Source organism: Nesterenkonia maliinae (genome assembly GCF_051262655.1).
GTDB lineage: Bacteria > Actinomycetota > Actinomycetes > Actinomycetales > Micrococcaceae > Nesterenkonia.
The window spans coordinates 21096-33968 of the sequence record NZ_JBIMEY010000005.1 but is presented as its reverse complement, the minus strand read 5'-3'; the positions used below and the strand labels follow the sequence as shown (position 1 = coordinate 33968).

Below are 12873 nucleotides of genomic sequence, written 5' to 3'. Positions count from 1 at the left end.
CAGTCCGGTGACCAGTGGGAACGCCGTCGGTTACAGTGAATTCACCGTCCCTTCGCGCCGCTGCGCGGAGTTCTGCGCCCCACCACCCATGAGAGAACCGCTGCCAGGACCATGCCCCCGCCACCGACTGACTCCTCCCCCCGCATGCGGTGGATGGACCTGCTCCGCGGCGTCGCGGTGCTGCTGGTGGTGGTGCTGCACGGCTCCGACATTCCGCGCGCCAACGGACTCGGTGTGGACCGGTGGACCGAGCTGAACCTCTATCTCGAGCCCTTCCGGATGCCGCTGCTGATGTTCCTCTCCGGAACACTGCTGCCCCGCTCGCTCGCGAAATCCGCCGGAGCCTACCTGTGGGGCAAGTTCGCCAGCATCGTCTGGCCGCTGATGATCTGGCTCGTCGGGTTCGGAGTGCTGATCTATCACGGCGGACCGGGCCGGCTGCAGTACTGGCTGACCGGGGACTACCTCTGGTTCCTGATGGCGTTGACGCTCTGCTACCTCGCCGGAATGCTGCTCAAGCCGCTGGTCTCCCGGCCGCAGCTGCTGAGCGGGCTCGCCGTCGTCGTCTTCGTGGTCATGATCATCGCCCGGCACTACACCGAGGTCGAGAACTCGCTCGTCACCCGCACCCTCTACTACGGAGCCTTCTTCTTCCTCGGCGCCGCGTGCGCAAGGATCCTGCAGCGCTGGGCGACGGCGCCCTGGCTGCTGATCGCGGCACTCGGTGTGGTCGTCGCATGGCTGGCGCATCACGGCCTGGAGAGCCGCGAGTTCCGCGCCGGGACCATCTACGCCGCCCCCACCGCCGTGGCCGGCATCGCCCTGATCCTCTGGGTGGCACCGCGGATCCGGGCAGGTCGGGTCAACAGCTTCCTGCAGTGGGCCGGACGCAACTCCATCGTGGTCTACGTCAGCCACTTCCCGATCATCATCCTGATCCACCGCGGGCTGAGCCAGCTCGGCGTCGACCCGGTGCTGCATGTCGCCACCTGCACCCTCGGCGGACTGCTGCTCAGCCTGCTCGTGGTGTGGCTGCGACCGTGGACCCGCTGGCTCTACGTCGTGCCCGGCAATCGTCGCGTCGCGGCCCGTCTCGCCGCCCGCGACGGTGCGGTCTCCACTCCGGGCTCCGACCGCATGCGCATGTCCTAGCAAGCAGATAAGGTTTCAGACTGTGAGCACCGCCCTGTACCGCCGCTATCGACCCGACTCTTTCGCCGACGTGATCGGGCAGGAGCACGTCACCGCGCCCTTGATGACGGCCCTGGGCAAGGACGCGGTCTCCCACGCCTACCTCTTCTCCGGTCCGCGCGGCTGCGGCAAGACCACCTCCGCCCGGATCCTGGCCCGCTGCCTCAACTGTGCCCAGGGTCCGACCGGCACCCCCTGCGGGGTCTGTGACTCCTGCGTGGACCTGGCGACCGGCGGGTCCGGCTCCCTCGACGTGATCGAGATCGACGCCGCCAGCCACGGCGGCGTCGACGATGCCCGCGACCTGCGGGAGCGCGCGACCTTCGCCCCGGTGCGCGACCGCTACAAGATCTTCATCATCGATGAGGCTCATATGGTCACCGCCGCAGGCTTCAACGCGCTGCTGAAGATCGTGGAAGAGCCGCCGGAGCACATCAAGTTCATCTTCGCGACCACCGAGCCGGACAAGGTCATCGGGACCATCCGCTCGCGCACCCACCACTACCCGTTCCGGCTGGTCCCGCCCGAGCCGCTGATGGACTACCTGCACCGGCTCTGTGAGCAGGAAGGCGTGACCGTGGCCCCGGGCGTGCTGCCCCTGGTGATCCGCGCCGGCGGCGGCTCGGTGCGCGACACCCTCTCGGTGCTCGACCAGCTGATCGCCGGATCCTCCGACAGCACCCTGGACTACGACCGGGCGACGGCGCTGCTCGGCTTCACCCACGCCACCATGCTCGACGAGGTCGTGGCCTCCGTGGCCGCGCTCGACGGCGCCACCGCCTTCTCCGTGGTGGACCGGGTGGTCCAGTCCGGGCAGGATCCCCGCCGGTTCGTCGAGGATCTGCTGGAGCGGCTGCGCGACCTGATCGTGGTGAAATCGGTGCCGGAGAACCCCGGGGCGATTCTGCGCGGGGTCCCCGAGGACCAGATCCGGTCGATGCAGACCCAGGCCGGTCAGCTCGGATCCGCAGAGCTCTCCCGCGCCGCCGACATCTCCGCCCAGGCGCTCACCGACATGGTCGGCGCCACCTCACCGCGGCTGCATCTGGAGCTGCTGATGGCCCGGCTGCTGCTGCCCCATGCCGAGCAGGGACACGCCTCCGTGGCGGCCCGGCTCGAGCGGGTGGAACGCCGTCTGGACTTCTCCGCCGGCGCCGGCGTCACGCCCAGCGCTGAGAGCGACTCCGCCACACAGACCGCAGGCTCGACGGCGGCCAGCGCCGCACCCGACGCCGGATCGGCTCCCGAGGAGCGCGCCGAGCAGCAGACATCCGGGACTCAGGCCTCACAGACACAGGTTTCAGAGACGCAGAGTTCAGAGACGCAGACCGCTGCGGACCCGAAGTGGGCCGCCCCTGCGGCCAGGCCGGCCGCAGCACAGGAGTCGCAGGCCGGCCCACCCTCGTCCGACGCCTCCGGGCGCGACACCCCGACGTCGGACCCACGCCGACCGCAGTCCGCTCCGCCCCAGGAGCGCCAGCCTGCCGCTGCGGCCAGCAATGCCTCCCCCGGGACGCAGAACGCTGAGACCCCAGCAGCACCGGCCGCACCAACTCAGCCTGCGTCCGCTACCGCGACACCGGCAGCTTCCGCTGGCGGGGGGTCTACGGACGAGATGATGCGCCGGGCCTGGCCCGACATCGTGGATTCACTGAAGTCTCAGTCGCGGATGCTCTGGATGCTGGTCAAGGGCAATGTGAGCGTGGACAGCTTCGACGGGCAGGCGCTGAGCCTCGACTTCACCAATGAGGGAGCGCGGACCACGTTCGCGAACCGCAACGGTGAGCAGGCGATGAACGCCGCGATCGAGGATGTCCTGGGCATGAAGGTCCGCTTCACGCTCGTCACCGGAGGCTCATCCTCGGCAGGCGGTGGTGGCGGCCCAAAAGCTGACCGCCGGCTGAGCCCGGCGGCAGCTCCAGCAGAGGCTCAGTCCGGGGATGACACCCCTGCCTGGGTCCTTCAAGAGCCGCCCGAGCCCTACGATCCAGGATTCACCGAGGCACCGCCGGAGCACCCCGCGGATCAGCCCTCCGAGCATCCCGCTGAGACCAGCCCGACGGCGGACCTGGACACCACGGCAGACTCCAGCGACCCGGATGCGACCGATCTCGATCCTGCCGACCCCGATTCCACCGACCCGGAGGAGTCTGCCGCGGCGGACGACCGAGCCGCGGCACCCTCCGCGGTCTCTCCCGAGGCGGCCGCGCACCTGCGCCCCGACGCACCGGCACTGAACCCCGACACGAACACCAGCACTGGCAGTGGCACCGGCACTCACACCGGTGGTGGCGCTGACACCCAAGACGCGTACAAGCCGCTGGCCGAGAAGTCCCCGGTGCCGGCCTTCGCCCGTCGCGCCGGCACCGCCCCACGGTGGAGCAGCCCCAGCGATGCCCAGGCACCCGGTGGGGAATTCCCCGCCGCAGCGCAGGGCGGCGCGTCGAACGGGGGCGGACCAGAGACCACCGCCGGGGGCAGCGGCGCCCCGGCAGGCCCTCCCGGAGGCGGAGCCCCGAGTCGCGCGGCAGAGATTCGCCGTCGTCTTGCCCAGCGCAACGGATCCGGATCCTCCGCGGCTCCCCCCGCGGAGCCACCCGCAGACCACCCCTCGCATCCGGCGCCCCCGCCGGACCCGGCCTGGGACTCCGGACCGCCGAGCGACTACGACCAGAGCGCGCCGCCGGCATGGGCCCAGAGTGAGCCCGAGGATGTGGCCAGCGAGGATGATGTCCCGCTGGAGCATTCCGGCGTGTTCGGCCGCAAGGCCTTCGAGAAGCACCTCGGAGCCACCCTGCTGGAGGAACGTCGGCTCAACGAGTGAGCCCGGTTAGACTGAATCTCCACCCCTGAAGGAAGGCTCGTCCACACCGTGTATGAAGGCGCAGTCCAAGACCTGATCGATGAGCTCGGGCGACTCCCGGGCATCGGTCCCAAGTCGGCACAGCGCGTGGCCTTCCACATCCTCGAAGCCGACGGTGAGGACATGAAGCGCCTGGCCGACGCGATCACCACGGTCAAGGAGAAGGTCAAGTTCTGCGCGATCTGCTTCAACGTCTCCGAGGAGAACACCTGCAGGATCTGCCAGGACAGCCGGCGCGATCCCAGCCTGCTCTGCGTGGTCGAAGAGTCCAAGGACGTCATGGCGATCGAACGCACCCGCTCCTTCCGCGGGAGGTACCACGTGCTCGGCGGCTCGATCAATCCGATCGCGGGGATCGGCCCAGACCAGCTGCACATCCGAGAGCTGCTCAGCCGACTCTCCGATGACACGATCACCGAGGTCATCGTGGCGACGGACCCGAACCTCGAGGGTGAGGCAACGGCCACCTACCTCTACCGGATGCTCGGCTCCATCGGCATCAAGCTCACCCGACTGGCCTCCGGACTTCCCGTGGGCGGAGACCTCGAGTACGCCGATGACGTCACCCTCGGGCGGGCCTTCGAAGGCCGCACCGTGATGTCCTGACCTGGCCCGCGGCACGCCGCTCCCAGATAGTTATGCAAGTGTGATCAGGTAATACTCAGGTTTCTCCGCCGTTGTATTTCCGTTCGTTTTCGTCGGCCCTGTTGCACTAGTCACGCCTGGGAAGCGCGGGCGGACAGCAGTTCACGGCGCGAATTCTTTCTCCCATTCCGGGATCTCTCGGATGTCGCCGAACCTTGTCCTTCGACGAGAAACCAGTTTCCAAATCCTTTTCATCGGTCTAGCGTTGTCGATCAAGCAGTCCTGTGCCGTTTCCGCGCAGCCCTGCTGACTCGCACCAGACGCACACCAGAGGATGAGGTAAGCACTGATGATGAAGAAGACTTCCATGGCAGTCCGCGCAGGCGCCGTGAGCGCCGCCGCACTGTTGGCCCTGACCGCCTGCGGCGGCGACGACGCCGAGAGCGATGACGCGGCAGCCGATTCCGGCGAGGAGACGATCACCGTCGCCATCAACGGCGAGGAGCCGTACTCCTACATCACAGAGGAGGGCGAGCAGGAGGGTGCCACCATCGCACTCGCCGAGGAGATCTTCGGCGAGATGGGGTACGAGGTGGAGGCCGAGCTGGTCCCCGACTGGGACAGCCTCATCCCGGGTCTCGGGGCCGAGCGCTATGACGCAGTGTCAGCTGGCATGTCCATCACGCCTGAACGTTGCGCCGAGGCGTCCTTCGCGGAGCCCGAGATCATGTACACCACCGCGCTGCTGGTCGAAGAGGGCAACCCCTACGGCGTGGAGAACCTCAACGATGTCGCCGAGGCGATGGAGTCCGGCGAGGACCTCACCCTGGCCACACTCTCCTCGGGCATCGAAGCCACCTACGTGGAGGAACTGGGCATCGACGCCGAGGGCGTGGGCTCCGCAGACGATGGCATGGACATGGTCACCGGCGGCCGCGCCGACGTGTTCGCGCTGACTGCCATCTCACTCAGCGCCATGGCCGAAGACGCCGAAGGCGTGGAGGTCACCGAGGGCTTCGTCCACGACATGGACGGCACCCTGCAGTACGGCGCCGGCTCCACCGTCTTCCCGCAGGGTGACACCGAGCTGCTCGATGAGTACAACGAGCACCTCGCAGAGCTCAAGGAGAGCGGCGAACTGTTGGAGATCATCGGTGAGTACGGCTTCACCGAGGCCGAGATCCCGCCTGCTGATCTGACCGCAGAGGCACTCTGCGAGGGTGACCTGGAATCACTCCAGGACATCGAAGACTGACCTGAGAATCTCAGGAGACTCACGGTGGTCGGTCCCGACAAGGGGCCGGCCACCGCTTCGGTGACACCACGTCGGTGACACGACGTCCAGCAGAGAGGAAAGACCTCCTACCGTGGACTGGTTAGATCAACAGCAGCAGTACTTCGAGACGCTGCAGAACTTTGGACCCCGACTCTGGGACGGGTTCCTGCTCACCGTGCAGCTCACTCTGGTCGGCGCCGCACTCGCGTTCGTCATCGCCGTGATCCTGGGCCTGATGGCGGGCAGCCCGAACCTCTGGCTCAGAGGCCCGGCCCGAGTCATCATCGAGTTCTTCCGCGGCACCTCGCTGCTGGTGCAGCTGTTCTGGGTGTACTACGTGCTTCCGCTCTTCGGGCTGACCCTGGAGAGCGCCTTCACCGTCGGTGTGATCGCGCTGGGCGTGAACTACGGCGCCTACGGCGCAGAGGCCGTCCGTGCCTCGCTGACCTCCGTAGCGAGCGGACAATGGGAGGCCACCGTGGCGCTGTCCATGTCCTGGCCGCATAAGATCCGCCGGGTGATCTTCCCGCAGGCCTGGGCGCTGATGATCCCCTCCCTGGCGAACCTGCTGGTGCACCTGATGAAGGGATCGGCCATCGTCTACATCGTCGGGCTCAATGACTTCCAGTGGGAGCTTGACCAGCTGCGCCGAGTCACCGACGCCTGGTTCTCCTACGCCTTCATCGGCCTCATCGCCTATTTCCTGTTCGCACTGATCCTCACCCTGGGGATGCGGCTTCTCGAGATACGCGCCAAGCATCGGCTCGGCCAGGGGCCCACCTTGCGGGAGGTGCTGTCACCAGCACCGAAGATGCCCATCGCCTCAGCACATCCGGGCTCTGCTCCGAGTCTGTCGAGCGGAAAAACTCCAGGGGGGCAGGGATGAACGCATTGACCCCACTCGCCACCGCACCACCTCCAGGTGAGAGCACCGGCAACATCTGGGACTGGGACTTCGCCGTCGAGATCTTCCCGGAGATCCTGACCGCCTTCATCCAGGTCACCCTGCTGGTGACCGTGGTCGGCACGGCCATCGCGGCGGTCCTGGGCCTTGTCATCGCCATTCTGATCCGCGTGCTGCCGGCCCCATTGGCCTTCATCGTCCGATGGGCGGCCAACTTCGTCCGGATGACCCCCATAGTCGTCCAGCTGCTGGTCCTCTACTACGGCTTCACCTGGATGGATCCGCTGCTGATCGGGTTCATCGTCTTCGGCGTCCACTACGCCACGTACATGTCCGAGGTCTACCGCGCCGGGATCGACTCCGTGCCCAAGGGTCAGTGGGAGGCCACCAAGGCACTCTCCATGAGTGCCGGCCGCACCTGGCGCCGTGTGATCATCCCCCAGGCCCTGCGCTCCACGATCCCCTCGCTGGGCAACTACGCGATCTCGATGTTCAAGGACACCCCGTTCCTCTTCGTCATCTCGGTGGCGGAGATGGTCAGTGTGGCCCAGGACCTTGGGGGTCTGACCTTCCGCTACACCGAAGCGATCACCATCGCCGGCCTGATCTTCCTGGCCGCCAGCTACCCCACCGCACTGTTGATCAACCGTCTGGAGAAGCGCCTTGCCTACGCCAACTGATCCCGGGACTCCGGTCATCGAGTTCGTCGATGTCGAGAAGCGCTTCGGGGACAACATCGTCCTCAAGGACCTGAACTTCTCGGTGCGCCGTGGGGAGCGGGTGACCCTGATCGGTCCCTCCGGCTCCGGCAAGACCACCATCCTGCGCCTGGTGATGACGCTGGAGGAGCTCACCGGCGGGTACATCTTCGTCGACGGCGAACCGCTGACCCACCGCGAGAAGGACGGCAAGCGCGTCCCGGTCTCCTCCAAGGAGCAGAAGAGTCTGCGCACCCGGATCGGCATGGTCTTCCAACAGTTCAATCTCTTTCCGAACATGACCGTGCTGGAGAACATCATCGAGGCGCCAATCCACGTGCTCGGCCAGTCCAAGGCTGAGGCCACCGCGAATGCGCATTCGCTGCTGGAACAGGTGGGTCTGCCGGACAAGGCCGACCAGCACCCGCTGAGCCTCTCCGGAGGTCAGCAGCAACGCGTGGCGATCGCCCGCGCGCTGGCCATGGACCCGGAGATCCTGCTGCTCGACGAGGTCACCTCGGCGCTGGACCCCGAGGTCGTCGGGGACGTGCTCAACATCCTGCGCAAGGTCGCAGACACCACCAACGTGACCATGCTGATCGTCACCCATGAGATGAGCTTCGCCCGCGACGTCTCACACAAGGTGATGATGTTCGACGGCGGCCGCGTGGTCGAGGAGGGCGCCCCGGAGAAGATCTTCTCGGACCCCAGCCACGCCCGCACCAAGCAGTTCCTCAGCGCCGTGCTGCGCGACGCCTGACCCGCTTTAGACTTGACCTGAGTTCCCCGATCCAAACCCCAGGAGTGAGACAACCTGTCATGAGCCTGATCGTTCAGAAGTACGGCGGATCATCCGTTGCAGACGCCGAGAGCATCAAACGAGTGGCGAAGCGGATCGTCGAGACCAAGCATGCCGGTCACCAGGTCGTGGTGGTCGTATCCGCAATGGGTGACACCACCGATGACCTGCTCGACCTCGCAGGCCAGATCACCTCCGCACCACCGTCCCGCGAGATGGACATCCTGCTCTCCTCCGGGGAGCGCATGTCCATGGCGCTGCTGGCGATGGCGATCCATGAGCTGGGCGAGTCCGCCCAGTCCTTCACCGGCTCCCAGGCCGGCATGATCACCGACGCCATCCACGGCAAGGCCCGCATCATCGAGGTCTCCCCGCTGCGCGTGCAGGAATCCCTCGACGCCGGCCACGTCGGCATCGTCGCAGGGTTCCAGGGCATGAGCCGGGAATCCCGCGACATCACCACCATGGGCCGCGGCGGCTCCGACACCACCGCCGTCGCCCTGGCCGCCGCGCTGCACGCCGACGCCTGTGAGATCTACACCGACGTCGACGGCGTCTTCACCGCCGACCCGCGCGTGGTCAAGACCGCCCGCAAGATCGACGAGATCTCCAGCGACGAGATGCTCGAGATGGCGGCCGCCGGCACCAAGGTGCTGCACCTGCGCTCGGTGGAGTACGCCCGCCGATTCGGCGTGAAGCTCCACGTCCGCTCCTCGTTCAGCCAGCTCGAAGGCACCTGGGTCATCCCCGACCCCAAAGACACCGTCAAGATTCAGGAAGGCGAACCCTTGGAACAGCCGATCATCTCCGGCGTCTCCCACGACGCATCCGAAGGAAAACTCACCATCACCGGCGTCCCGGACGTCCCCGGCAAGGCGGCGGAGATCTTCAACCTCATCGCCGAGGGCGCGATCAACATCGACATGATCGTCCAGGACGTCTCGATGGCGACCAAGACCACCAACATCTCCTTCACGCTTCCCGGCGAGGACGGTGAACGCGCCCAGGAGATGCTCAACGCACACAGGGACACCATCGGCTTCGAATCCTTGGACTTCGTGCCTCAGGTCGGCAAGGTCTCACTCATCGGCGGCGGGATGCGCAACCACCCCGGCGTCTCGGCCCGGTTCTTCACCGCCCTGCGCGACGCCGGCATCAACATCGGTCTGATCTCCACCTCCGAGATCCGCGTCTCGGTGATCACCGACGTCGAACTGCTGGACCGCGCGGTCGCCGCGATCCACACCGCCTTCGGCCTGGACTCCGACGAAGAGGCCACGGTCTACGCCGGCACCGGCCGCTAGAACCCACCATGGGCACCGCCATCCGCCCCGCCGTCGGGCGCTTCGATGACTTCTACGAGGTCGTCGGGGTGAAGAAGCCCGGCGGCCTGGGGTGCTGGTGCATGTCCTATCGCGATTCCCGGGTCGCGGGTCCGGATAGGCCGGCCTTCATGGAGGAGCTCTGCCTCACCGAGCCTGGCCCGGGTGTGCTCGCCTTCGTCGATGACACCCCGGCCGGATGGTGCTCGGTGGCCCCACGCAGCACCTACCGGCGGCTGATGAACTCCCGGACGATCCCGTTCCTCGACGACCAAGACCCCTGGTCGGTGGTCTGCTTCGTGGTCCGTGCAGGATTCCGACGGCGCGGGCTCATGCATGATCTGCTCGAAGGTGCCGTGGCGCACGCGGCGGCGCACGGCGCGTCGGTCCTCGAGGGATATCCGATGGAGCTCGAAGAGGGTCATCGGGTCGACGTGATCAGCGGCTACGTCGGCACCACAGAGCTCTTCGCGGCCCACGGGTTCGAGGTCGCCGGGCCCACCACCGCGCACAGCGGACACCGGCCGCGCTGGATCATGCGCCGGGAGCTGAAAGAGCCTCAGGAGCCGGGCGCTCGCGCGGAATAGACCGCTCAAGCACACAGGCGGCAGGTGTACCCTTTACGGGTTCCCTACCGCCTGCGCACTTGGTACGAGTGATATACCCGATGGTAACCCAGACACCAGCTCCTCTTGAGGCAACACACGGCTTGACGCTGATTCCTGAACAGGAGCACCGCGAGCGGGCCGCCGCGCATCAGTCAGCAGTGGATCTCCTCACCCAGGACTTCCTGGCGCGCCGCCATGCCGGCGCAAAACACCCGGTGGAGGACTTCCTCTTCACCTACTACTCCCACTCCCCCGGCAAGCTCTCGCGCTGGCACCCCGGGGCGGGCTTCCTGATGGAGGGAGCACAGGACACCGATCGAGCCGAGTGGAAGCACTACCGCAGCACGGGCTCGGGGGTGACCCTCGACGTCGAGGGCTTCCGCGAGGACCGGGCCTCCATGATCGGATTCGCCCGGCGACTCTTGGGCACGACGGCGGCGGCTCCGGCCCAGCTGGGCTGCTTCGGCCTGCACGAGTGGGCCATGGTGTACAAGTCGGTGGAGCACGGTCAGCGCCACGACCAGGTGCCGCTGCGCCTGGGCGCCGCGGGCACCGATGAGGTGGTGGAGGCGGCGAACATCCGCTGTACCCATTTCGACGCCTACCGCTTCTACACGCCCTCGGCCCGGCCGCTCAATGCGCTGGAGCCGACCCGCGAGGCGCAGACCCAGATGGAGCAGCCGGGCTGCCTGCACGCCAATATGGACCTCTATAAGTGGGCCTATAAGCTCATCCCCGCGGTCAGCAGCGACCTGCTGCTCGAGTGTTTCGACCTCGCCTCACGGATCCGCCGGCTCGATATGCGCGCCTCCCCGTATGACTTGAGCGCCTGGGGCTACGAACCGGTGCCGATCGAGACCCCTTCAGGCCGGGCCGCCTACGCCCGGGCGCAGAAGGGCTTCGCCGAGGAGTCCCAGGTGCTTCGGGGGAAGCTGCTCGCGGTGCTCGACCGGCTCGAGTCCCCGGCCTGACCGTGACCACCGCCCTCTGATCAGGTGGATGCAATCGCACCTGATCAGGACGGCGCACGGGGCATCTCAGACCTTGGCGAGCACCCGGGTGCATTCGCTGAGCAGCTCCTGCATGCGTGTGGCGTCGTGCCGGCCGTTGAAGATCTCGGTGCCGTTCTCGAACGCACGTCCGGCCGCGAGCGGTCCGGCGTCCACGGCGTCGTAGCCGAGGGAGTCCACGAAGTCCTGGACCAAGGTCTTCGCGGCGGCATCATCTCCGGCGACCGCGAGCGCCCGGCGCTGCGGATCTCCGGCGGGGTAGGAATCGATCTCCAGATCCCCGTAGCCGATGTGGTTCAGGGTCTTCACGACGCGGGCGGCACCGAGGAACTCCGCGATGACCTCGCTGGTGCTGGTCCCGGCCTCGAACTCGTCCATGAGTCCGTCCACCGGCGCCCAGTAGTTCATGGTGTCCACGACGACCTGATCGCGCAGCACCTCGGTGTCGACGCTGCGGTACTTGTGCAGCGGCACGGCCAGCACGATGAGGTCGGCGCCGCGCAGCTGCTCGCGGTCCACCGCGGTGGCGCCGGGGACGATCACCTCGGTGAGCAGGGCGATGTCCGCGGCCGGCTTGGCGGTCGCGATCTTCACGGTATGACCGGCCCGCACAGCCTGACGGGCGACGGCGGTGCCGACCCGGCCAGCACCGAGCACTCCGATGGTCAGTGGCGTCTGCGTCATAGTGATCCCGTCCCTCAGCCAGCGATCGGCCGATTCCTCAAAAACTGAAAGATTTCGCCTGGCATAACGTGAGGGCACAGGAATTTGTTCCACCTCCCAGGTGCCTGCTCCATCACAGGGGAGCCGACGACGACGGCGCCGTCCAGCGCGCGATCGCCAGGAGTTCAGCTGATATCTCCGTCGACGTAGAGCCACTGGCCGGACTCCCGGCGGAAACGACTGAGCTCATGCAGCCTGCCCCTTGTGCTGGGTCGGTCCTCCTGAGCGTAACCCTCGGGAGTGGCCTCCGGCCTGCCGGTCGGCGCGTCCTGATAGGCGGCCACGAACTCGACGGTCCCGGTGTCGTGGAACGGGCCGCCCGCCGTCGTGCCCAGGATGTTCAGGCGCTTCCAATGCGGGCCCGGTGCGGCGAGATCGCTCAGCGCGGGACGGGTCTCGGCGGCCCAGGTGCGGTGGAGGTAGCCCGCGAAGAACCCCGGATCCCGACTGAGCAGGGCGTTCGCGCTGTAACGGGATCGCATCAGCGCCTCCGCGGTGGGGGCGGACGCGCCGAGGTGGAAGCGGGCACAGCAGGCGGCGTAGGTGTCACCTGATCCGCAGGGGCAGCGCTGTTCGGGGGCGGGCTGCGCGGCGTCGGGCTGGGATCGTGGGTTCTGCGTCATCGCACCAGCATCTCATCAGGCTCACCGCCATCCACGGCTCCGCAGCTCGCCTCGAGGCAGCTCACCTCGACCCGACTCACATCGATTGGGCGCTTTGCGTCGCTATGGCGCCCATTGGGACCGGTCATTCCGCCACCAAGCGCCCATCGATGGGGCCGGCCCCGCTGATGATGCGGGCGTACGAGCGGATCGCCCCGAGCACATCACCCCGCGCGCACCGTGCCCGCGGGCACCCGGTAGACTGGTCCGGCAAGCTCGCGGAGCGTGCCGC

General features: G+C 67.2%; 12 protein-coding genes. 10 read left to right on the top strand and 2 right to left on the bottom strand.

The window, feature by feature from the left end; all coding sequences use genetic code 11:
• Window positions 1–153: 153 nt before the first annotated feature.
• From ACHAA4_RS10210 to ACHAA4_RS10165, 10 genes are all read left to right on the top strand, one after another.
• On the top strand, window positions 154–1152 hold the full coding sequence (locus ACHAA4_RS10210; protein WP_435774071.1) for an acyltransferase family protein: 999 nt from the start codon (window positions 154–156) through the stop codon (window positions 1150–1152).
• Between the two features lie 22 nt (window positions 1153–1174).
• Window positions 1175–4015: a DNA polymerase III subunit gamma and tau gene (locus ACHAA4_RS10205; RefSeq protein ID WP_435774070.1), complete on the top strand. Its 2841-nt coding sequence runs from the start codon at window positions 1175–1177 to the stop codon at window positions 4013–4015.
• Between the two features lie 48 nt (window positions 4016–4063).
• Window positions 4064–4660, top strand: a complete 597-nt coding sequence (gene recR, locus ACHAA4_RS10200; protein ID WP_435774069.1) for a recombination mediator RecR — start codon at window positions 4064–4066, stop codon at window positions 4658–4660.
• A gap of 328 nt (window positions 4661–4988) precedes the next feature.
• Complete coding sequence (locus tag ACHAA4_RS10195; protein ID WP_435774068.1) at window positions 4989–5894, top strand: transporter substrate-binding domain-containing protein; 906 nt, start codon at window positions 4989–4991, stop codon at window positions 5892–5894.
• A gap of 112 nt (window positions 5895–6006) precedes the next feature.
• Entirely contained in the window at window positions 6007–6801 is a 795-nt protein-coding gene (locus ACHAA4_RS10190; protein ID WP_435774067.1) for an amino acid ABC transporter permease, read from the top strand.
• On the top strand, window positions 6798–7499 hold the full coding sequence (gene ehuD, locus ACHAA4_RS10185) for an ectoine/hydroxyectoine ABC transporter permease subunit EhuD (protein ID WP_435774066.1): 702 nt from the start codon (window positions 6798–6800) through the stop codon (window positions 7497–7499). Before ACHAA4_RS10190 ends, ehuD begins: the two co-directional genes overlap by 4 nt.
• Complete coding sequence (gene ehuA, locus ACHAA4_RS10180) at window positions 7483–8277, top strand: ectoine/hydroxyectoine ABC transporter ATP-binding protein EhuA (protein ID WP_435774065.1); 795 nt, start codon at window positions 7483–7485, stop codon at window positions 8275–8277. Before ehuD ends, ehuA begins: the two co-directional genes overlap by 17 nt.
• A 59-nt stretch (window positions 8278–8336) precedes the next feature.
• Window positions 8337–9620, top strand: a complete 1284-nt coding sequence (locus ACHAA4_RS10175) for an aspartate kinase (protein ID WP_435774064.1) — start codon at window positions 8337–8339, stop codon at window positions 9618–9620.
• Between the two features lie 8 nt (window positions 9621–9628).
• Window positions 9629–10225 (top strand): GNAT family N-acetyltransferase, encoded by a 597-nt coding sequence (locus ACHAA4_RS10170; RefSeq protein ID WP_435774063.1) that lies wholly within the window; start codon window positions 9629–9631, stop codon window positions 10223–10225.
• Between the two features lie 122 nt (window positions 10226–10347).
• Window positions 10348–11217, top strand: a complete 870-nt coding sequence (locus ACHAA4_RS10165) for a 3-methyladenine DNA glycosylase (protein ID WP_435774062.1) — start codon at window positions 10348–10350, stop codon at window positions 11215–11217.
• 66 nt (window positions 11218–11283) lie between these two features.
• Here the strand turns inward: ACHAA4_RS10165 and ACHAA4_RS10160 are convergent, their stop codons facing one another.
• The gene (locus tag ACHAA4_RS10160) at window positions 11284–11940 is read right to left on the bottom strand and encodes an NADPH-dependent F420 reductase (protein WP_435774061.1); all 657 of its coding nucleotides are present in this window, start codon (window positions 11938–11940) and stop codon (window positions 11284–11286) included.
• Between the two features lie 164 nt (window positions 11941–12104).
• Window positions 12105–12602 (bottom strand): YchJ family protein, encoded by a 498-nt coding sequence (locus ACHAA4_RS10155; protein WP_435774060.1) that lies wholly within the window; start codon window positions 12600–12602, stop codon window positions 12105–12107.
• Between the last annotated feature and the right edge of the window lie 271 nt (window positions 12603–12873).

Excerpts from the sequence above, each read along its gene's own strand:
- ACHAA4_RS10210 (WP_435774071.1), top strand. The coding sequence starts at position 154 with ATGGACCTGCTCCGCGGCGTCGCGGTGCTGCTGGTGGTGGTGCTGCAC.
- ACHAA4_RS10195 (WP_435774068.1), top strand. The coding sequence starts at position 4,989 with ATGATGAAGAAGACTTCCATGGCAGTCCGCGCAGGCGCCGTGAGCGCC.
- ehuD (WP_435774066.1), top strand. The coding sequence starts at position 6,798 with ATGAACGCATTGACCCCACTCGCCACCGCACCACCTCCAGGTGAGAGC.
- ACHAA4_RS10175 (WP_435774064.1), top strand. The coding sequence starts at position 8,337 with ATGAGCCTGATCGTTCAGAAGTACGGCGGATCATCCGTTGCAGACGCC.
- ACHAA4_RS10170 (WP_435774063.1), top strand. The coding sequence starts at position 9,629 with ATGGGCACCGCCATCCGCCCCGCCGTCGGGCGCTTCGATGACTTCTAC.
- ACHAA4_RS10160 (WP_435774061.1), bottom strand. The coding sequence starts at position 11,940 with ATGACGCAGACGCCACTGACCATCGGAGTGCTCGGTGCTGGCCGGGTC.
- ACHAA4_RS10155 (WP_435774060.1), bottom strand. The coding sequence starts at position 12,602 with ATGACGCAGAACCCACGATCCCAGCCCGACGCCGCGCAGCCCGCCCCC.